Source organism: Nocardia sp. NBC_00881 (assembly GCF_045207455.1).
Classification (GTDB): Bacteria; Actinomycetota; Actinomycetes; order Mycobacteriales; family Mycobacteriaceae; genus Nocardia.
Genome location: NZ_CP108798.1, coordinates 4074100 through 4094614, shown reverse-complemented (window position 1 = coordinate 4094614; position 20515 = coordinate 4074100). Strand labels below are relative to the sequence as shown.

The following is a 20515-nucleotide window of genomic DNA, read 5'->3' as shown; positions in this document are numbered from 1 at the left end:
CCAGAGCGATTGCACCTGTTTTGACAAGTCGCACGGGTGTCCTCCTTGGAATCGCAGTCGTGTACAGCTTGCGGATCTCTCGTCCGGGTGATCGTGCTGTGTGCGGAAGGCGTCTGTCGTCCCGGGCCGACCTATCGGCTCCCTATGCAGGCCACAACGATAAGGGCTGTCACCTGGCCGAGCGTGTCGTCAGCACCGGCGATTCGTCACATCGTGCGCCAGTCTCGAAGGTTTGTCCCCGGATGGCCCGGCACCGGGCAGTCGTCGGTAGGCCGCGCAGCGTACTCGCTCGGCGCGACAAGGTAGAACACCGTGTCAGGGGCGTGACAGGTCGGTGTCAGGCCGGGTGCCGATCGTGGTCGCATGGGAATTTCGGCGATCGCGGTCTCAGGGCTGCGGAAGACATGTGGGGCCTCGGGATCGCCGTCATCGGATATCTGTGGGCGTCCTCCACGTTCAAGAAGCGAGCGTGACCGCGACCAACTCCCGCCAGCTCGCCTGCGCGCCCTCTCCAGTCGCCTCGGTGAACCGAGAGTCACCGAGGCGACTTCGCGTGGCCTGCTCGATCCGGGCCACATCGGGATGGGAACGATCCGACAGACCGCGCATGCCAGTGCTCGCCGCGAGCAGTCGCGCGGCCTGCTCGTACTGTTGCTCACGCAGCGCCAGGTCCGCGATCCCGACGAGCACCTGCGCGATCAGGGGCGTATTTCCCGCCTCCGACGCCGCCCGAAAAGCCGCGATGCGGTGTGCACGGGCCTCGTCGAGATCCTCGGCAAGGTAGCCGAGCAAATCTTGAATCGGCGCGCGGACGATGGCCCGCTCGGCGTCATCACCCAGTATCGCTGTCGCGACGTCGAGTTGCCGGTACGCCTGCTCGGCATCGCCGCTCCAGCGCGCGAGCTCCGCCTTCGACATCGCCAGCGCGGCAAGCGCACTCGGCCAGGCGACTCGTTCCGCGGACCGCTGCGCCTCGGCCACAGCAGCAGCGCTGGACTCCACATCGCCCAGCAGCCAGTACAACTGAGCCTGCCGCAACCGCATCGGCACGACATCGTCGATGGCACCGACCTCGGTGACGACCGCGATCGCCTGTTCGTAGTGGTCGCACGCAGCGGCGAATTCGCCGCGCATAGCGATTCGATTCGCCACCTCGGTCAAGGCGAACATAATCCCCCACCGGTCGCCGATCGCGCGAAACTCTGTGAGGGCCATCGCTAGATAAGTATCCGCATCCCGGCCGTCGTGGCCGAGCTGGATCCGCATCTTGCCGAGATGTAGCCGGGCAAGGGCGCGTACCCAGGGGTCCTCGTCGACCAGCAGTGCTTCCCATGCGGGCAGGATCGCGTCCGGCGCTTGCAACATGCGTACCAGTGGGGCGGCGAACTTCGGCGCCGGGTGCCGGGTCTGAGCACGCTGGCTGATGTCGTAAGCCTTGTGGATCCACTCCTCCGCCCGGTACTGGTCACCCTGCGGCCCGGCGGCCACGAACTGTACGACGAGCGCGTACACCACGGCCCGGCAGTCGTCGGCCACCTCGCCGGGCATGACAGCGGCCGCCATGATCAGCTCGTTGCCCTCCGCCTTGTGCCCGCCGAGCCACCAGTACCAGCCAGCGGCAGCGGCGAGCCGCATTGCCCCGTATGCTTCACCCGCCGCGAGCGCCCCACGCATCGCGGCGGCGATATTGTCGTGCTCGACCTCGAGCGCGGCCAGCCATTCCAATTGCTCGGCGCGGCGAAGATGCGGCTCCGCGATTTCGGCGAGTTCGGTGAAATACGCGAGATGCGCACGGCGAGTCGAATCCGATTCCCCCGCCTCCGCGAGACGCTCCTCGGCGTACTCCTTGATCGTGCCGAGCATCCGGTAGCGCGGCACCCGATCGCCTGCGGTGACCACCAGCGATTTCTCGGTCAGCGCGGTCAGTAACTCGAGTACGTCACCCGTCTCGACCGCATCCCCCGCGCAAACCCGCTCGGCCGCTTCCAGGCTCGCCCCGCCCGAAAACACCGAGAGCCTGCGTAGGACCACCCGTTCGGCGTCGGTGAGCAGCTCCCAGCTCCAGTCGACCACGGCGCGCAGTGTCCGGTGCCGCGGCAGCGCGGCACGGCTACCGCCGGTCAGCAGGCGGAACCGGTCGTCGAGCCGGTGGGCGAGCTGATCGAGGGACATGGTGCGCAACCTGGCCGCGGCGAGTTCGATCGCCAGTGGCATCCCATCCAGCGCCCGGCAGACGCGCGCCGAAGTCGACAATGTGTGGGCGTCCGTAGCGAGGTCCTTGCGCACCGCGCCGGCTCGGTCCAGCAGCAGCCGGATGGCCGGTGCGGACTCGATCTCGCCGGGGTCGGCGTCTTCCGCTGGTAGGGCCAACGGCGCGACCGGCCATAATGCCTCACCGGTGATGCCGAGAGGTTCCCTGCTCGTCGCGATGATCCGCAGCCGTCGGCACTCTCCGAGCACTCGATGGGCGAACGTCGCCGCGGACTCGATCACGTGCTCGCAGTTGTCCAGAATCAGCAATATCCCCCGCTCGCGGACAGCGGCAATGACCCGATCCGTCGGCTCCGCGTCCGGTGCCTCGCCGAGCAGCGCATCCCGCAGTTCGAGCGCGGCGAGCGTCGCTTGCGCGACGTTCTTCCCGCCCCCCTGCCCTTCGGGCCCGCCTGGGTCGGCACCGTCGGCGCCGATGGCCGCTAGTTCGACCAGCCAGACTCCGTCCGGCAGGTCGCCGAGCAGCGTGCGCGCGGTTTCCGTGGCCAACCTGGTCTTCCCCGAGCCGCCCGGCCCGATCAGGGTGGTGAGGCGATGTTCGGCACTGAGTTCTCGAACCGCGGCGACATCAGCGTCCTTGCCGACGAAGCTGGTCAGCTCGGCACGTAAGTTGGTCTTCCGGTTCTCCTTCCGCCGTCCCAACTCGCCCCGTAACAACGCGACGTGCAATGCGGACAGCTCCGGTGACGGGTCGATGCCCAGCGCGTCGGCCAAGGCTTCTCTCGTGCGCTCATACACGAGCAGCGCCTCGGTGTCGCGACCGGTCGCAGCGAGGGCACGCATCAGCGCGGCGACAAGCCGTTCACGCATCGGATGCGCGGCCACCAAGTCGGTCAGTTCCGTGACCAGCTCCGCACCGTGGCCGAGGCTGATCTCCGCATCGAACCGATCCTCCATAGCTGTCAGGCGTAGCCCCTCGAGCCGGGTGACCACCGCGTCGAACGCCGCACTATCCTGCAGACCGATGTCCTGCATGGCCGCACCGCGCCACAATGCGAGGGCCTCGCGCAGCCGCCGTACCCCCTGGGGTTCCTCGTCAGTGCGGGCTCGGGCGAGGAGGCGTTCGAACCGCACGGCGTCGACAGCGTCGGGTTCCACCCTCAACCGGTAGCCGTCGGTCTGCCCCTCGACCAATCCTTTCGGTAGTGCCTTCCGCAGCCGGGAAACCAAGCGGTGTAAGGAATTCGCCGCGTCGGAGGGCGGGTTCTCACCCCAAATCCAGTCGATGAGCGTCGCCCTCGGGACTGCGTGACCTGGTTCGAGTGCGAGGGCGATCAACAGCCCGCGCAGCCGCGCGCCCGGCACGTCGGCGAAAACGCCGTCGTCCGTGCGAACTTCGAATGGTCCGAGTATCCCGATCTGCACTTGGCTGATCTTGCCATGGGCGATCGGCAGGCCTCCGACTGCTGACGCGGCGCAGAAAGTTGCCGGGGTATTGACCCCTGGGCTGGTAGAAGCGGGTCGTTCTGCTTGTCTGCCGGGGCGCCGTCGGACTTCGCATTGTCCCTGGATGGTTCAGCGTCGTCGGTCCGACAGCGGTCGGTTCGTCGTCGCACGGGCTAGCCGACCATGTGTCCGGCATGGTCGGTGTCAGAGCCGTGACAGTCGCATGTCAGATCCGTCGGCGACTGTGGTCGAAACACAACCGCCACGAAAGGAAATCCGATGAGTCGAACGGCTCCCATCCCGCACGGCCTCCCCATGGAGCGCAATGCGGGCCCCTTCGACCCTCCTCGCGAGATCACTCGGCTGCGCGAGGCTCGCCCGGTCAGTCCCATGGTCTTTCCCGACGGACACGAGGGCTGGCTCGTCACCGGCTACGACGCGGTCCGCCGGCTCATGGCCGATACCCGGTTCAGCTCCCGCCAGGACATCGGCATTCTCCACGTGCCGTACGAGACCCCCGGCATGCCCGTCGCCACCGAACCGTCTCCGCAGATTCCGGGCCTGTTCATCGCGATGGACCCGCCGGACCACACCCGGCTGCGGCGCATGCTCACCGGCGCCTTCACCGTCAAACGCATGAAGCAGCTCGAAGAGCACATCATCGACATCACCGAGCGGCAACTGGACGAGATGGAGCAGCTCACCCCACCGGTCGACCTGGTCAAGGAGTTCGCGCTGCCGGTGCCCTCGCTGGTAATCTGCGAATTGCTCGGTGTCCCCTACGAGGACCGGGAGACCTTTCAGGTCAACTCCGCCAAATTCTTGGTCAAGGACCAGCCGCTCGACGAGAAGATGGCCGCGTACGGCGCAATGACCACGTACCTCGCCGAACTGGTCACGCGCAAACGCGCCGAACCCGGCGACGACATACTGTCCGACCTGGCCCGCCAGGACGACCTCACCATCGAGGAGCTGGTTGGCATCGCCTTCCTGCTGCTGCTCGCGGGCCACGAGACCACCGCAAACATGCTGGCACTGGGCACCTTCGCGCTCCTCGAGCACCCCGAGCAGCTGGCCGAGCTGCGCGCCGACCCGGATCTGATGCCCGATGCCGTAGAGGAACTCCTGCGCTATCTGTCCGTCGCCGATATCTTCTATCGCTACGCCACGGAGGACATCGAACTCGGCGGTGAAACAATCGGCAAGGGATCGACCGTTGTCGTCTCGCTGCTGGCCGCCAACCACGACCCCCAGCGCTTCGACAACCCCGGCACTCTCGACATCCGCCGCGAGGCCCGCGGTCGCCTGGCCTTCGGCCACGGCATCCACACCTGTCTCGGCCAGCAACTGGCCCGCATCGAGATGCGCGCCGGTTTCGAGGGTTTGCTGCGTCGCTTCCCCACCCTCGAGCTCGCCATCCCCGCCGATGAGGTGAAGCTCAGGACCGACATGAATATCTACGGTGTCCACGAACTGCCGGTCACCTGGACGGAAACGGCCCGGTAGAACCGTCGGCCGAGCAAGTCGTCGTCAATCGTCCGCGAAGCTGTGTCGGCTCCGGCTGAATACATCCTTGCGGCGGATATGGCCTCGGGTACCTGGCATCCCGAGACGCACCACTTCGCCGATTGTTGGATGATTGTCCGTGGTAATCCGTTGCAGTACATAGTTATTCGTCCACGCACACACTTCTACATATTCGATCTACCTGTTGGTCACGAAAGGAGATGACGAGGGTGCGAATCTCTGCGGATCGAGAGCGCTGTATCGGCTCGGGCATGTGCGCCCTTATCGCACCGAAGGTCTTCGATCAGGACGAGGACGACGGCAGGGTGCGGTTGCTCGACCCAAGACCGCAGCGCGGTCACTCAGCGGTGCGGGAGGCCTTGGATGCTTGCCCGTCTGGGGCACTGGAAATCGACGAGTCCTGGGACTAGAGGCCGATCGACTCGGGCCGCTGGTTGTGGCTTTCGTGGGCGTCGGGCGCAGTACTCGCTCGGCTTCTGGTTCACCGAACCACAGCCGCCGCAGCTGCGGACGACACGTACCTCGACCTACGCGTCGAGGTAGAGCTGGCCTCCTGTGCTGAGCGCTCGCTGTGGGAGTCTTCAGGTGACATTCAGGTTGTCTGTGTGAGACTCCGCCGATGCAGACCGAATCAGTGGACGTGACCGAGGTCCGAATGGGAGATGTCATCCAAGATCCGCGTGGCGCGGACAACTGGAGGACGGTGCGGGAGTTGGGCTACGACTCTCGTCCGAAAAATGATGGATCGGGTGAATACTGGGAGCTGTATGCCTTCATCGGGCCACCGGTGGAGTCTCCCGCCCGCCCTGCCGCCATGGAAAATCGGCCGGGCTTCGACCGATTCATTTTTCGTGAGGATGAGCAAGTCACCCGTAGGGTCTTGTCGTAGCCGGCCCATTGTCGACCCTGTCGGGGTGGTGGTGGGTTACACATAGGTGGACGCTAAGGCCCCCGCGGCACGTGGAAGTCAGCGAGTTGGAGATCCGAGAGCGGTATGCCGATGCTGGTGGTTGTACCAATCTCCTTCTACGCCGCGAAATGTCGTTCTTCTTCAGAATCACGAGGGTCTACGAGGCGGCGCGCACCCGCCCGGCGCGGCCGATCAGGACGTCGACGATGAGGAAAGCGAGCAGGCTCAGCCCGACCAGCGGGACGAACCAGCCGGTCACCAGCGCGGCGGCCAGCAGCGGAACGACCAGCCACGGTGAGGTCTTGCGCAACGTGCCTCGCCGCGGCGCGCGGCCCGGCGCCAACCCACCCCCGCCACGGGTTGGCCGCCGACGCCACCACATGAGGTAGCCGCGGATGATCACGGTGATCAGGCCCAGCATCGCCGCGAGCAGCAGCAGCTGGTTGAGCAGCCCGAACAGGAGACCCATGTGGAACTGGATGCCCCAGTTGGTGAGCTTGGCCATCAGCGGCCAGTCGGCATAGGCCAGGTGGTCGGTGACCGCGCCGGTGGCTCCGTCGACGGCGACCGCGTCGACGGTGTAGACGCCGGGTATCCGTCGTTCCTTCACCGCGAACGCCTTCCCCGGCGCGGCGGGGACCGCGATCTCGGCGGCCTGGGTGACCCCGTGGGCGCGGGCGGTCTCATACACCCGGTCCAGCTGGTTGATCCGGTCGGCCGGGTCGGCGGACGCGGGCGCTCCATAGTCACCGCCGTGGTGATCGCCACCCGAGTCATGGACGCGTGCGGCGGTTCCGTGCAACACGGTGCTGACCGCGGGCGTGGTCCAGCTGAGCTGCTGACGTAACTCGGTGATGTTCGCGCCCGCGTAGGTCGACCAGGTCAAGCCGGTCGCCGACAGCAGGAGCAGCAGCGGAAGCGCCCACATGCCCACCGCGCCGTGCCAATTCAGCGTGCGGCCGCGCCCGTTCTGCGACCGATCGGGCACCAACAGCCAGCCTGCGGAATTGCGGATGCGTCGGCCGTGTACCCGGCGCATCCAGATGACCAGACCGGCGAGCGCCACGATCCACAGCCAGGACGCGGCAAGCTCGCTGTAGATTCGGCCGGACTCGCCCAGGCAGAGATCTCGGTGCAGGCGGTCGATCCAGGTGCGCAGCGGCAGCGCGCCCGAGCTGCCGTAAACGACGGAATCGCCGACAGGCCGCGCGGTGTATGGGTCGACGAACACCGCTCGCCGCTCGGACTCACCCAGCGAAGGGTCGTCGAACAGCACGCGAGTGGTGTCCTCGGCGTCCGCCGCCGGGGCGACGGCCACAAGCGCCAGGTTCGGCTGGGTGGCGACCGCCCCGGTGACCTGATCGGACAGCGGTTTCGGTGTTCCGGCCGCCGTGACCGTCAGCAGGTCGCGCGACATGATCGACTCGAGCGTCGGCGCGATCGCGTAGAGCGCGCCCGTGACGGCGGTGACGAGAAGGAAGGGCCCAACGAATACGCCTGCGTAGAAATGCAGCCGCAGGGCCAGTGCGTACCAGCCGTTGCGTGACCGGGGCCGGGATTTGTCCGACAGTTCCGGTAGTTCGGCGTCGGACGTGGTGATTTCTGTTGTACTCACGGTCGTTTCGTTTCTGAGGGTCGGGAAACTGGGCAGGTCGCAGGCCGTCGCTCACGATGTGCCGGGCGCACGATGCGGCGCGAAACTTCCGCCGCGCGTGGACGACGTGAGATGTAGCGGGAGACGTTCCGACTGATGCGAAGGCACGGCAGCGGCGCAGTCACCTCAGTGCGGCGCGACGCCGCGGTGCTGAAGTACGCGGACGCGATAGCGTGCCGCTCCCACAGGGCGTCATGTCCACGTGACCGCGAAATGCTGACGAGCGTGCGTCCGCAACGTTGTGCCGCACGGTGAAAAGCCGTGGAGTGAGCAGCGCTCACACACGAACGCTCCCGACGCGCACCGGGTATAGGGAAAGATCAGATGCTGACCGGAAGCGGCGGACCGCGGGTGCGTAGGGATTGGGCGGCGAGAACGCGCAGGATGACGCGATCCCGATGGTCTGTGCGCAGGGGCGCCGGACCCGCGACGGGCGCCCTGCGGCACACCGGAATCACGCGGGCCAACACTGCGGTCCCCACCCGGTACGCGGCTTCCGCGCCGCGGACAATGATAGCGGCCGCGACCGCCGCGGAGAGGTGTGCGGTGAGCATGACCGGAGTCAGCTGCGCATCACCGTGATGCAGGTGCCCCGAGCTGAACCCCATGGTGAGGTGACCGAGCACCTGCGCAGTCACCAGCGCAGCGACCAGCCCGGTCGAGGTGTCACGCAACAGAGCGATTCCGGCCACCGTGGCGCCGATCACGGTGGAAGCGGCGGCGAGCAGCACCAGCGCGGTGGCAGTCGGCGGCATGCCGCCCGCCGCCCACCCATGTGCGGCAAGGGAAATGACGCCCGAGATCGCACCGGCCGAACCACCGCGCACCTGCGCGACGGCACCGCGTCGCCCCGTCGCGGGCCGGCCGAACTCGATACTCACCCGCTGATGATAGCCGACGGATTGCACGCCATTTTTCGTATCGATCCGATCCGAAAACGGTCGAGGGCTGCAGTTTCCATCTGAGCCGGTCAGCTCGCGTCGACGTCCATCTCGATCAGCGGCTTGCGCAATAGTTTGCCGGTCGCATTGCGGGGTAGCTCGTCGAGGAAGATCACCTCGCGCGGCACCTTGTAGCGCGCCAGATTCGCCTTGACGTAGTCCTTGATCTCCTGCGGATCCCGCGCGGAGTCCGGGCCGGGAACGACGAAGGCGCGCAGCCGCTTTCCGAATGCGTGGTCGTCCACGCCGACCACCGCGGCCTCGAAGATGTCGTCGCGGCCCGCGATGAGGTTCTCCACCTCGAGCGGGAAGACGTTCTCGCCACCGGAGACGATCATGTCGTCGTCGCGGCCGTCGATGAAGAGCAGGCCGTCGGCGTCGAAATGGCCGACGTCGCCGCTGGACATCATGCCGTCCACGGTCTCCTTGGTGCGGCCGTCGGTGTAGCCGTTGAACGCGAAGCCGTTGTTCACGAAGATGCTTCCGGTGATGTTCGGCTCGGTGATCGGCTTTCGGTTCTCGTCCAGCAGCACGATCCGGATGCCGACCGGTGCGCGGCCCGCGGTGGTCGGCGCCTTGCGCAGGTCCTCGGGGGTGGCGACGGTCATGACGGCGCACTCGGTGGAGCCGTACAGGTTGTACAGGCTGTCGTTGAAGTAGTCCAGCGTGCGGGTAACGACGTCCGGCGCGATGGCTGACCCCGCCGCGAAGATGACCTTGATGGTGCTCGGGTCGTATTTGGCCAGGACCTTGTCACCCAGGTCCAGGATGCGCTGCAGCATGGTCGGCACCACGACCAGCGAGTCCGCATGGTAGGTGGTGATGTTCGCGAGGGTCTTCTCCGGGTCGAAGCGGCGCTGCTGGAAGACCACCCGGTTGCCGAGTGCGAGACCGAGGGCGAACTGGGATAGGCCGGTGCCGTGGAAGATCGGCGCCGCCATGAGCATGGTGCCGTTGTTGGGCAGCGGCACCCGGTCGACGAACTGGGCCGAAGCGAACGGGCTCACCCGGTCGCGTGGCGCGCCTTTCGGGATGCCGGTGGTGCCGCTGGTGAGGACGACCACGCCACCCGGTTTGGACGGCGGTGGCAGCGATGCAGTGGAGCGGCCCGCGACCAGCGACTCGATGGTCGGGATCGACGGGTCGGCGTTGTCCTTCTCGTCCACCCAGGTGAGCACCCGTGGAATGTCGGCGGGAATCGCGCTCATCAGGTCGAGGAATTCGCTGTCGTGCAGCACTGCCTTCACGTGCTCGCGCCCGGCCACGTCGGCGAACTGCGGTTTTGCGAAGCCGGTATTCATCAGCACGGTTCGCACGCCGAGCTTGCCGGTCGCCGCCAGGCTCAGCACCATGCCGCGGTGGTCGCGTGCCAGCACCGCGATCACGTCGCCCGGCTCGAGACCATGGTCCGCGAGGCCGCGGGCGAGCGCGTTCGACTGCTCGTCGAGCTGGCGGAAGGTCAGCTCCCCGCGTTCGTCGACGATGGCACCCGCGCTCGGCCTGGTCTGCGCGCCGTGCATGACCACACCGGCGAACGGGCCGAACTTCAATACGTTGAACGCCGACCGCACGGCGTGATCGGGGCGCAGCGGATTGAACAGTTGTCGCTTGACCATGACATTCACGCCGCGGGCGAGATCGCCCGCCTTGCGCGCGGTGCCGCTGAATGCGGGGAACAGAGACATCGACGACAACCTTCCGGCGGCCCCCGCCTGTGTGCGTCAGGTGGTGCGGACCGCAACCTCGGGATCCAGTGCTGTGGCTAACATTAGCAAGAGAGTGTAACCGTGTGTGTCATGTATATCGGCAAGTCCTACCCGTTGGTAACCTGACGGCCTCGCCCGGCCACCCTCAGCCCTGGACCTCGTAATCCACCAGCACCCGGCGCAGCAGCTTGCCGGTTGGGTTGCGGGGGAGGTCGTCGAGGAAAACCACTTCGCGCGGCACCTTGTAGCGGGCCAGGTTATTTTTGACGTAGCCCTTGATCTCCTCGCCGTCCGGCGTGTGGCCCGGCACGGGAACGACGAAGGCGCGCAACCGCTTGCCGAACTCCGCGTCGTCTACGCCGATCACCGCGGCGTCGAAGATGTCGGGGCGCTCCAGCAGCAAGTTCTCCACCTCCTGCGGGAAGACGTTCTCACCGCCGGAGACAACCATCTCGTCGTCACGGCCGTCCACCATGAGCAGGCCGTGCTCATCGAAGTGGCCGACGTCGCCACTGGACATGTAGCCGTCGATGACCTGCTTGTTCCTGCCGTCGGTATAGCCTTCGAACGGTGCGCCGCTGCGGATGAAGATGCGCGCGGTCGTGTTGATCGCGGTGACCTGTTTGTCGTTGTCGTCGTAGAGCCGCACGTCGCAGGTGATGGGCGCACGACCGACGGTTCCGGGCGCGAGGGCAAGGTCCTCCGGTGTGGCCACGGACGCGACCGCGCATTCGGTCGAACCATAGAGGTTGTAGAGCACGGGCCCGAACACCTCGGTGGCCTTGATGGTGAGCTCGGGGGACAGTGCCGAACCGGACAGCATGATCACCTTCAGCGATGACGTGTCGTACTTCCTGCGGATCGCCGGGTTCAACTCGACCATTCGGTGCAGCATGGTCGGCACCGCCACCAGCATGTCCGCTGTGTGGTCGGCGACCATCTTCAGTGTCGCCTCGGCGTCGAAGCGGCGGCGCACCACCACCTTGTTGGCCAAGGCCGCGCCGACCAGCCAGGCGGCAAGGCCGGTGGCGTGGAAGATCGGCGACGCGATCACCTGAGTACCGCCACGCGGGAACGGGATGCGGTCGACCATCTGTGCGGTGGACAGCGGGCTGAACTTGCTGCGCGCAGCGCCTTTCGGCAGGCCGGTGGTGCCGCTGGTCAGGATGATGAAGCCGCCGGGCTTGCTCGGCGCGGGCAGCGGTTCGGTCGAGTTGGCCCCGATCAGGTCGTCGAGCGTTTGCGCGCCTTCTGTCAGTTGGGCTTCCTCGTCGATCCAGGTGATATACCTCGGCAGGTCGGCGGGCAGCGCGTCGAGCAGGCCGAGGAACTCACTGTCGTGCAGCACCGCCTTCACCTTCTCGCGCTCGCACACCTCGGCGAACTGTGGCTTGGAGAACCCGGTGTTCATCAGCGCCACCCGCACGCCGAGCTTGCCCGCGGCGGCCATGGAAAGAATCAGGCCGCGGTGGTCGCGCGCCAGCGCGCCGATCACCATGCCCTCGGTGATGCCCGCTGCTTGCAGGCCGCGCGCGATCGCGGTCGACTGCTCGTCCAGCTCGCGGTAGGTCAGCGTGCCTGCCTCATCGACGATGCCCGGCGCGTCCGGCTCGATCCGGGCGGAGTGCCGGATCAACGTGGCCGCCGGGCCGAGGATCCGCGACTCCTTGATCGTCCGCAGCGTCTCCAAAGGCCTGCGGGGATCGCTGATGCCACGGGTGCGTAGCACCCCTAGCGCTTGCACAGCTTCCAGCGCGTGCGCCACCTTCATGTCGAAACCTCCACAACGTCGGTACTCGACCTAGCGAACCGATATGGCCCATTGTCACCGTAGCAAGTGCGATGTGTGACAGGTCACAAATAAACCAGACAATTTGGGCATGTCAGATGCGCCTACCAGGTAGTCATGAACATGGCCAGTGGCAAACCGAGGACCAGATAACCGGTGCGCTTCGTGGAGCCGCACCGGTGTCGAGGTTTTCCTTGCTATTTCAGTTCGGCACTGGTCTTCCCGAGAATGCGGCGGGCCACGATCAGCTGCTGGATCTGCTGGGTTCCTTCGAAGATGTCGAGGATCTTCGAGTCCCGCCCCCACTTCTCCAACAGGGTGCGCTGCGAGTAGCCGATGGCGCCGGCCAATTCGACAGCCTTGAGGGTGACGTCGGTGCCGGTGCGGCCCGCCTTCGCCTTGGACATGGAGGCCTCGAGCGAGTTGGGCTTCTTGTTGTCGGCCATCCACGCCGCGCGCAGGGCGAGCAGGTAGGCGGCCTCGTAATCGGCTTCCATCCGCAGGAATTCGGCGGCAGCGGCGTGCTGATTGTTGGCCGGGATGTCGTAGGAGATATCGACACCAGCGTCGGTCAGGATGACACGCAGCTCCTCGAGTGCGGCGCGGGCGACACCGACCGCCATCGCAGCGACGAGCGGGCGGGTGTTGTCAAAGGTCTGCATGACCCCGGCAAAACCCTTCTCCACGTTGACTTCCGGGCTGCCGAGGATATTGTCTTTCGGAATCCGGCAGTCCTGTAGCAGTAGCACCGCGGTGTCGGAGGCTTTGATGCCGAGCTTGTGTTCGAGGCGCGCCACCGACAGACCCGGAGCATCCCGCGGCACGACGAACGACTTGATCGCCGCGCGGCCGAGGCTCTTATCGACTGTGGCCCACACCACGATGTGGGTGGAGCGCTGGCCGGCGGTCACGAAGATCTTCTCGCCGTTGAGCACCCATTCGTCGCCGTCGAGCACGGCGGTGGTGGACACGGCCGCGGAGTCGGAGCCGAAGGACGGCTCCGTGATGGCCATCGAGGCCCACACCTTGCCGAAGCGCTTCAGTTGCTCGTCGGTGGCGACGGCGGCGATCGCCGCGTTGCCCAGACCCTGGTAGGGGATCGACAGCATCAGGCCGACGTCGCCCCAGGATGTCTCCAGCGCGTTCAGCAGCGCGGACATATTGCCGCCGTTGCTGTTTCCGAGTAGTTCGGTGGCGTGACTGTTCGTCTCGCTGTCTTCCGCACGGCCACCGGCGGCGCCACCGATCTTCTGGGTGCCGGAGTCGGCTAGGCCTTCCACCATGGCGGCCATGGTGTCCAGCTCGACCGGGTAGTCGTGCTCGGCGAGGTCGTACTTGCGTGAGATCGGACGGAAGATCTCCTGCGCGACCTGGTGGGCCTGGTTGGCGCTGGCCCGCAGCTTCTTGGGGAGTTCGAGATTGATCATGGTGAAGTCTCCTGGAATAACGAACAGGCCGATCAGATGAGCACGATGCCTTCGGCGACGCCGATGGCCCGCAGGTCGCGGTACCAGCGCTCGACCGGGTGTTCCTTGGTGAAGCCGTGGCCACCGAGCAGCTGAACGCCGTCGAGGCCGATCCGCATGCCTTTGTCGGTGGCCAGCTTCCTGGCCAGCGCCGCTTCCCGGGCGAAGGACAGGCCCTGCTCCGCGCGAGAGGCTCCGCGCAGGGTCACCAGACGCAGGCCGTCGAGTTCGATCGCGATATCGGCGACCATGAAGGCGACCGCTTGACGGTGCGAGATCGGCTCGCCGAATGCCTCCCGCTCGTTCACATACGGAATCACGTAGTCCAGCACCGCCTGGCCGGTACCCGCGGCGAGCGAGGCCCAGCCGAGACGCGCCAAGCGCACAGCGTCGGCGAAGTCCTCGGCGCGGGTCTTGGCGTCACCGTCGCCCAGGATCGCGTCGATGCCGACGGCGACGTTGTCCAGGATCAGGCGACCGAGGCCAGCGGCACGCAGACCCATGCTCGGATCGGCCTCCACGACCAGGCCGGGGGTGTCCGATTCGATGATGAACAGGGCGGGACGGCCGTCGAGCTCGGCGGCGACGAGGAACAGCTCGGCGTCGGCAGCGGCAGGCACCAGGCTCTTGACGCCCGAGATGCGGTAGCCGCTCGGCGAGCGCACCGCCTTGGTCTGCAGCGTGAACGGGTCGAACAGGGCGCGTGGCTCGCTGATCACGACCGCGGCCTGCGGTACGTTCTCGCCGGTGAAGGACGGCAGGTAGGTCTTCTGCTGCGCGTCGGTGCCCCATTGCGACAGCGCGACCGCGACGCCGCTCGGCGCCAGGATGGGCAGGGCCAGCCCCATGTCGCCGTGCGCCAGCGCCTCGGCGACCAGCGAGTTGGTGACCGCGCCGCGCTCGGAGGCGACGCCGTCGAGTTCCTCGGGAACGTTGATCAGGGTGATACCGAGTTCGGCGGCCCGCTCGAGCAGGTCGCGCGGCGCCTTGGCGGCGTGGTCGGCGTCGTAGGCCGCCGGGCGCAGGATCTCGGCGGCGAACTCGCGAACCGTCGCCACGATCATCTGCTGGTCGTCGCTCGGTGTCAGGTCGAAGAAGCCCTTGCTCTTCGATTCGTTGTCCGCGAGACGCTTGGGCGCGCCGGTGCCCGCGACCTTGGCGAACGCGCGGGTAGCGGCACCCAGGGTGCGGAAGCCGGTCTTGGTGCCCTCGTAGGTGACTCGCTCGATCGGCTTACGCAGGTTGTACTTGTGTGCGAGTTCCGACCCGGTCAGTGTCGTCATGACCCGCATCGCCGCGCCCATCCAATCCCGCTTGGGTTGGTTCAGGCCGACCGCGGAAGTGTCCGGACGCCGCGTCGTTGCGCTGTCTCGAGTGCTCATCATCACCATGTTTTCTCGGATGGGCGGGTGAGGCCTGCCCCAGCTATCTTACTCCTGAGTAAGGCTACCTTACTCCAGAGTAAGAAGGGCGTCGAGGTGCAGCCGACGCCGACTCCGTTGCTGACCGCGGTTATGGTGGGATTCGTCCGGATTCGTCATTGGACATGCGGATTCCGGCCATCACCGCGGTGGGGCGGCCGGAGCAGGAAGTCTTCGATCGTTGTGCGCCAGCGATCCGGTTGTTCGACCATCAGGACATGGCCTGCCCGGATTTCGGTGTAGTCGGCTCCTGGAATCGCGGCGGCCAGGTAACGCGAGTTGTCCGGGTCGACCAGAAGGTCCTCGGTGGCGTTGACGACGAGGGTCGGGACGGTGACCCGGGGGAGATCGGCAGTGATGTCGACGGTCTCGGCGAGTCTGCTCTGCTGCAGCGTACCGCCGGGAACAGATGCCGCGGTGTCACGGACCAGGTCGGCGACGACGTGAGCGGACAGGCTGTTGGTGTACGCGGGACTGAATGCTGTCGCGAGGGTGAACCGGGCAAAGGTATCGGTGTCGCCACGCCCGAGGAGGCCCTGCCAGGTCTGCATAGCGAGGCGAATGCGATTGTCGGCCTTGGCAAAACCGGCCGCCAGCACGAGTCCACGCACGCGTTCGGGGTGCCGGGTCGCGGCCCGCACCGCCACCGTGGTGCCGAGCGAGAAACCGAGCATGGCGCAGGTTTCGACGCCCGCGTCGACCGCAGCGTCGACCAGCGCGTCCGCCAGGTCGTCGAGGGCGAGCGGGAGGTCGCCGGCGGGGTACTCGGGCGCGACCACCGTGTGCGTCATAGCGAGCGTGGGGATGATCGAGCCGAAGTTACTGTCGATCGTTCCGCTGGCACCGTGCGCCAGCAGGAGGCCGGGGCCGGAGCCGGTCACCGTGGTCGGTAAGGGAATCGCTGTCATGCCCGCCAAGTTATGAATTCACATGAGTGTGAAGGTCAAGCCGGACATGATCGGAATCACATGTTGATCGGAGAACTGGCCCGCCGGACGGAGGTGAGTCCCCGCCTGCTCCGGTACTACGAGGAGCAGGGCCTGCTGGAACCACGGCGGGGCGCCAAGGGCTACCGCTACTACTCGGACGACGCGCCGGCACGGGTACGCCGGATCCGGGAACTGCTCACCACGGGCCTGTCCACCGACGACATCCGCGGCCTGTTGCCGTGCACCTACGACGCGGACCGCTGGGTCGTGCCCTGCGACGAATCCCTTGTGATCGTCGAAGGTCGGCTCGCGGCACTAGATACGAGGATCACCGAACTGCGACGGCAACGCACCCTGCTCGGCCGGCAGCGCGACGCCCTCAGCGCGTGGCTGGCGGCACCTTAGTACGGCCGACCGGACATCCGGCGCAAACGGTTACTCGCGGACGTAATAGCGCAGCGTCGCGTACGCCGTCAGCGCGGCGAACACCACGCCGACAGGCGCGATGACCAGCGCGGTCGTCACGATGTCGTCGCCGGTGATGCGCGGGAACACCTTGCTGGAAAACAGGTCGCCCAAGGCGCGGTCGATCACCAGCGGGCGCGCGACGAGCAGGCCGAGCATCGCGAGCAGCGATCCGGCCAGCGCGGCGACCACCGCCTCCAAGAGGAAGGGCAGCTGGGTGTACCACCGCGTCGCGCCGACCAACCGCATGATGCCCACCTCGGTCCGCCTGGTGAACGCGGCGATCTGCACCATGTTCGCGATCAGCAGCAGCGCCGCCAGCGCCTGCAGCACGGCCAGACCGAAGGCCGCGTTGCGCAACCCGTCGAACAGGCTGACCAGCCGGTCCACGATGTCCTTGTCATTGCGCACCATCCCGACGCCCGGCCGGTCGTAGAAGTTCTCGTAGATCGTCGGGTATAGCTCCGCGTTGTCCATCTTCACACGCAGCGACGCGGGCAACGGCGTCTCGCTGACGTACTTGGCGAGCTCGGGCTGGTCCTTGAACGTCTTGTCCTTCGCCTCGCGCACCGCGTCGTCGCGGTTGAGGAACTGAACCGACTGCACGCCGCTGGTTGCCTTCAGATCGGCCATGAGCGATCGGCACGGGTCCTGCGAACAGTCCGGGTCGTTGGCCGAGACGTCCTCGGTGAGATACAGCCGCACCTCGAGCCGGTCGAGGAAGTACTGCTCGGTCTTGTCCGCGATGCGCACTGCGAGCAGACCGCCACCGAGCATGGTGAGCGAGACCGCGGTGGTCAGGATCATCGCGATGGTCATCGTCACGTTGCGGCGCAGGCCCGCGAAGACCTCACCGAACAGGAAGCTCGCACGCATTATCGGCCCACCCCGTAGACGCCGGTCGCCTCGTCGCGCACCAAACGCCCGTGGTCGAGCTCGACCACCCGCCTGCGCATCGCGTCGACGATGTGGTTGTCGTGCGTCGCCATCAGCACCGTGGTGCCGATGCGATTGATCCGCTCCAGCAGCATCATGATGTCGCCGCTGGTGTCCGGGTCGAGGTTGCCGGTCGGTTCGTCGGCCAGCAGCACCAGCGGGCGGTTCACGAACGCCCGCGCGATTGCCACACGCTGTTGTTCACCACCGGATAGCTCCGTCGGTAGTCGATCGGCTTTGCCGCCGAGTCCCACCATGTCCAGTACCTCTGGGACGGTGCGGTCGATGACCTGGCGCCGTTTGCCGATCACCTCCAGCGCGAACGCGACGTTCTGGTACACCGTCTTCTGCTGCAGCAACCGGAAGTCCTGGAACACGCACCCGATCCGCTGGCGCAGCTTGGGCACCCTGCGGTTGGGCAGCCGGTCGACCCGGAAGTCGGCGACCTGGATCTCGCCGACTGTGGGAGATTCCTCTTTGAGCAGCAACCGCATGAAGGTCGACTTGCCCGAGCCGGACGGTCCGATGATGAAGACGAACTCGCCCTTGCCCACATCGACGGTGATGTTGTCCAGCGCGGGTCGCGTCGAGGTCTTGTACGACTTGGTGACGTTCCGCATGGTGATCACGGGGAGCCAGTGTAACCAGCACCCGCACGTGTCCTGCGTTGTCGACCACGGGTGATGAGCTGGTAGCGGCACATTCCGCGCGGCTCAGCGGATCGGCGGCTCCGTAATCACCGCTGCGGGAATGGTGTTGACCGGGGTCGGCACGGAGGCGGTCTCATCCGGTCTGACTATGACGTACAGCACGAAGGTGGCGACCCAGGTTGCCATCAGGATCGCCGTGGATCTACGTGGTCTCACTGATTCCCTCCCGGCGCAATGCCGCGGCTACCCGCACCCGCAGTTCGCGTCCGACTTCGAATTGTTTGCCTGGCAACGTGCGGGCAACCATTCGGATGTTCATCTGGTCGACGGTCAGGTCTTCCACACCCATCACGGTGGGCTCGTCGAGCAGCAATGGCTTGAGGCGAACGTCGTCGTACGCCTTTGTACCGACCTCGTGCAGGATCTCGTTGACCCTGGTGATGTCAGCGCTCGCGGCCACTGGCACGTCGATCGCGGCACGCGCCCAATCCTTCGACAGATTCGTGACCTTCACGATCTGGCCATTAGGCACGGTGATCACCTCGCCATCCGCGTTACGCAAGGTGGTGATCCGCAACGTGACGTCCTCGACCGTACCCTCGGCATGCTCCGCGGATCCAGTAACCGCGATGCGGACCACATCGCCGAATCCGTACTGCCGCTCGGTGATCAGGAAGAACCCGGCGAGAATGTCCTGAACGATGCGCTGCGCGCCGAAACCGAGTGCGGCGCCGAGCACGGCGGCGGGCGCGACCAATCCGGTCACGGCGAAACCGAGCCGCCGCAGCACCTCCATGGTGATCAACACATAGACGATGGTCAGCACCACCCAGGTGATCACCTGGGCCAGTGCATGCCGGTGCTTGGCCGCCTCGGTCCGCACCAGCGCGTCGCTGCTGCGGAATCCGGCGTCGATCTTGCGAGTTACCCGGTCTCGCACGAAGGTGGCGAACCGGCTGAACAGCACCGCTCCGAGGATGAGCAGCACGATCTCCAGGCCCGCACCGCGCAGCCAGGTGGTGAAACCGGTGGAGCCGACCGCCTGGATTTCCGCGATATTCATCTAGCTCGCCTGCTCTCGCATTCGCCAGCGGATACCGGACTCGATGAACCCGTCGATGTCACCGTCGAGCACCGACGACGGGTTGTTGACCTCGAAGTTCGTTCGTAGGTCCTTGACCATCTGGTACGGGTGCAGAACGTAGGAACGCATCTGGTTGCCCCAGGACGCGCCCTCGTTGGTTTTCAGCGCGTCCATTTCGGCGCGCTCCTCCTGCCGCTTGCGCTCCAGCAGCTTGGCCTGCAGCACCCGCATGGCGGAGATCTTGTTCTGCAGCTGCGACTTCTCGTTTTGGCAGGTCACCACGATGCCGGTAGGCAGGTGGGTGATGCGGACGGCGGAGTCGGTGGTGTTGACGCTCTGACCGCCAGGGCCTGACGAGCGGTACACGTCGACGCGGATCTCGGTCTCGGGAATCTCGATGTGGTCGGTGGTCTCGACCACGGGGAGCACCTCTACCTCGGCAAACGAGGTCTGGCGGCGGCCCTGGTTGTCGAACGGGCTGATCCGCACCAGTCGGTGCGTGCCCATTTCGACCGACAGGGTGCCGTAAGCGTACGGGGTCTTCACCGCGAAGGTGGCGCTCTTGATGCCCGCCTCTTCGGCGTATGAGGTGTCGTACACCTCGACCGCGTACTTGTGTCGGTCCGCCCAGCGGATGTACATGCGCATCAGCATCTCGGCCCAGTCGGCGGCGTCCACGCCACCGGCGCCGGAGCGGATGTTGACCAGCGCGTCGCGCTTGTCGTACTCACCCGACAGCAGGGTGCGGACCTCCATCGCCTCCACGTCACCGTGCAGCGCGGCGCGTTCGGCGTCGGCCTCGGCGAGCGCGGTGGCCTTGGCCTCGCCGCCCTCTCCCTCGGCAAGCTCATAGAGGATGGGCAGGTCCTCGAGCCGCTGGCGCAGTTCCTCCACCCGGCGCAGCTCACCCTGCGCGTGCGAGAGCTCGCTGGTCACCTGCTGGGCGTGGTCCTGGTCGTTCCACAGCTCGGGATCCGCGGCCTGGTGCTCGAGCTCGTCGATACGACGGCGCAGCTCCTCGATGTCGAGGACCGATTCGACTGTCTTCAGAGTGGCGTCGAGTTCGGCGAGATCAGCGGAAACGTCAGGTTGCACGGTCGTCAAGCCTAGCTGCCCTTCGGAGGTCGCAGCACACTAGTGGGCGCGGCGGTATTCGACACAGCGTCATTCGACACAGCGTCTGCGCGAGTGCGAAGCGGGGCGGAGGAGTGAGACGGGCGTCTCGCCTCGGCGGTCCACGTTCGCCGACCGCCCGGCGTCGGGAGGGCGCGATGTAGTGGACACCTCGAGGAATTTACCCTGAACGGTGACCGGGTTTGGCGCAGTTGATGTTTGAAAGCCTTGGGTGGCGGTCGGATCCGTGCAGGAACGGAGCCGATG

The 20515-nt window shown here is 66.3% G+C and carries 17 protein-coding genes; 4 read left to right on the top strand and 13 right to left on the bottom strand.

What is annotated here, in order from left to right; translation table 11 throughout:
• Positions 1 to 456: 456 nt before the first annotated feature.
• Complete coding sequence (locus tag OH799_RS17025; RefSeq protein ID WP_406281392.1) at positions 457 to 3636, bottom strand: BTAD domain-containing putative transcriptional regulator; 3180 nt, start codon at positions 3634 to 3636, stop codon at positions 457 to 459.
• A gap of 300 nt (positions 3637 to 3936) precedes the next feature.
• Here OH799_RS17025 and OH799_RS17020 point away from each other — a divergent pair, with 300 nt between their 5' ends.
• From OH799_RS17020 to OH799_RS17010, 3 genes are all read left to right on the top strand, one after another.
• Positions 3937 to 5163, top strand: a complete 1227-nt coding sequence (locus OH799_RS17020) for a cytochrome P450 (protein WP_406281389.1) — start codon at positions 3937 to 3939, stop codon at positions 5161 to 5163.
• A gap of 230 nt (positions 5164 to 5393) precedes the next feature.
• Entirely contained in the window at positions 5394 to 5594 is a 201-nt protein-coding gene (locus OH799_RS17015) for a ferredoxin (RefSeq protein ID WP_406281385.1), read from the top strand.
• Positions 5595 to 5803: 209 nt separating this feature from the next.
• The gene (locus tag OH799_RS17010) at positions 5804 to 6073 is read left to right on the top strand and encodes a hypothetical protein (RefSeq protein WP_406281381.1); all 270 of its coding nucleotides are present in this window, start codon (positions 5804 to 5806) and stop codon (positions 6071 to 6073) included.
• 178 nt (positions 6074 to 6251) lie between these two features.
• Here OH799_RS17010 and OH799_RS17005 read toward each other — a convergent pair whose 3' ends face one another.
• The 7 genes from OH799_RS17005 to OH799_RS16975 all read right to left on the bottom strand — a co-directional run bounded on the left by OH799_RS17005 (position 6252) and on the right by OH799_RS16975 (position 15979).
• The gene (locus OH799_RS17005) at positions 6252 to 7709 is read right to left on the bottom strand and encodes a PepSY-associated TM helix domain-containing protein (RefSeq protein WP_406281378.1); all 1458 of its coding nucleotides are present in this window, start codon (positions 7707 to 7709) and stop codon (positions 6252 to 6254) included.
• 359 nt (positions 7710 to 8068) lie between these two features.
• Positions 8069 to 8629: a hypothetical protein gene (locus OH799_RS17000; protein ID WP_406281375.1), complete on the bottom strand. Its 561-nt coding sequence runs from the start codon at positions 8627 to 8629 to the stop codon at positions 8069 to 8071.
• A gap of 89 nt (positions 8630 to 8718) precedes the next feature.
• Positions 8719 to 10374, bottom strand: a complete 1656-nt coding sequence (locus OH799_RS16995) for an acyl-CoA synthetase (protein ID WP_406281372.1) — start codon at positions 10372 to 10374, stop codon at positions 8719 to 8721.
• A 166-nt stretch (positions 10375 to 10540) separates the two neighbouring features.
• Positions 10541 to 12166, bottom strand: coding sequence for an acyl-CoA synthetase (locus tag OH799_RS16990; RefSeq protein ID WP_406281369.1), 1626 nt, complete (start codon positions 12164 to 12166; stop codon positions 10541 to 10543).
• Positions 12167 to 12381: 215 nt separating this feature from the next.
• Complete coding sequence (locus OH799_RS16985; protein ID WP_357271676.1) at positions 12382 to 13611, bottom strand: acyl-CoA dehydrogenase family protein; 1230 nt, start codon at positions 13609 to 13611, stop codon at positions 12382 to 12384.
• Positions 13612 to 13643: 32 nt separating this feature from the next.
• Entirely contained in the window at positions 13644 to 15038 is a 1395-nt protein-coding gene (locus tag OH799_RS16980) for an acyl-CoA dehydrogenase family protein (protein ID WP_406282186.1), read from the bottom strand.
• Positions 15039 to 15187: 149 nt separating this feature from the next.
• Entirely contained in the window at positions 15188 to 15979 is a 792-nt protein-coding gene (locus OH799_RS16975) for an alpha/beta fold hydrolase (RefSeq protein WP_406281365.1), read from the bottom strand.
• 60 nt (positions 15980 to 16039) lie between these two features.
• Between OH799_RS16975 and OH799_RS16970 the strand changes: the two genes are divergently transcribed.
• Positions 16040 to 16405: a MerR family transcriptional regulator gene (locus OH799_RS16970; protein ID WP_406281362.1), complete on the top strand. Its 366-nt coding sequence runs from the start codon at positions 16040 to 16042 to the stop codon at positions 16403 to 16405.
• A 30-nt stretch (positions 16406 to 16435) separates the two neighbouring features.
• On the opposite strand, the gene ftsX is transcribed toward OH799_RS16970, so the two are convergent.
• The 5 genes from ftsX to prfB all read right to left on the bottom strand — a co-directional run bounded on the left by ftsX (position 16436) and on the right by prfB (position 20230).
• The gene (ftsX, locus tag OH799_RS16965) at positions 16436 to 17341 is read right to left on the bottom strand and encodes a permease-like cell division protein FtsX (RefSeq protein ID WP_406281359.1); all 906 of its coding nucleotides are present in this window, start codon (positions 17339 to 17341) and stop codon (positions 16436 to 16438) included.
• Positions 17341 to 18030 carry a cell division ATP-binding protein FtsE gene (gene ftsE / locus OH799_RS16960; RefSeq protein ID WP_406281356.1) on the bottom strand — a complete coding sequence of 230 codons (690 nt, stop codon included), beginning with the start codon at positions 18028 to 18030 and terminating at the stop codon, positions 17341 to 17343. Before ftsE ends, ftsX begins: the two co-directional genes overlap by 1 nt.
• A gap of 84 nt (positions 18031 to 18114) precedes the next feature.
• On the bottom strand, positions 18115 to 18237 hold the full coding sequence (locus OH799_RS16955) for a hypothetical protein (RefSeq protein ID WP_406281353.1): 123 nt from the start codon (positions 18235 to 18237) through the stop codon (positions 18115 to 18117).
• A gap of 16 nt (positions 18238 to 18253) precedes the next feature.
• Positions 18254 to 19114 carry a mechanosensitive ion channel family protein gene (locus OH799_RS16950; protein WP_357271691.1) on the bottom strand — a complete coding sequence of 287 codons (861 nt, stop codon included), beginning with the start codon at positions 19112 to 19114 and terminating at the stop codon, positions 18254 to 18256.
• Positions 19115 to 20230 carry a peptide chain release factor 2 gene (prfB, locus tag OH799_RS16945; RefSeq protein ID WP_406281350.1) on the bottom strand — a complete coding sequence of 372 codons (1116 nt, stop codon included), beginning with the start codon at positions 20228 to 20230 and terminating at the stop codon, positions 19115 to 19117. It abuts the gene before it with no gap.
• Positions 20231 to 20515 lie beyond the last annotated feature (285 nt).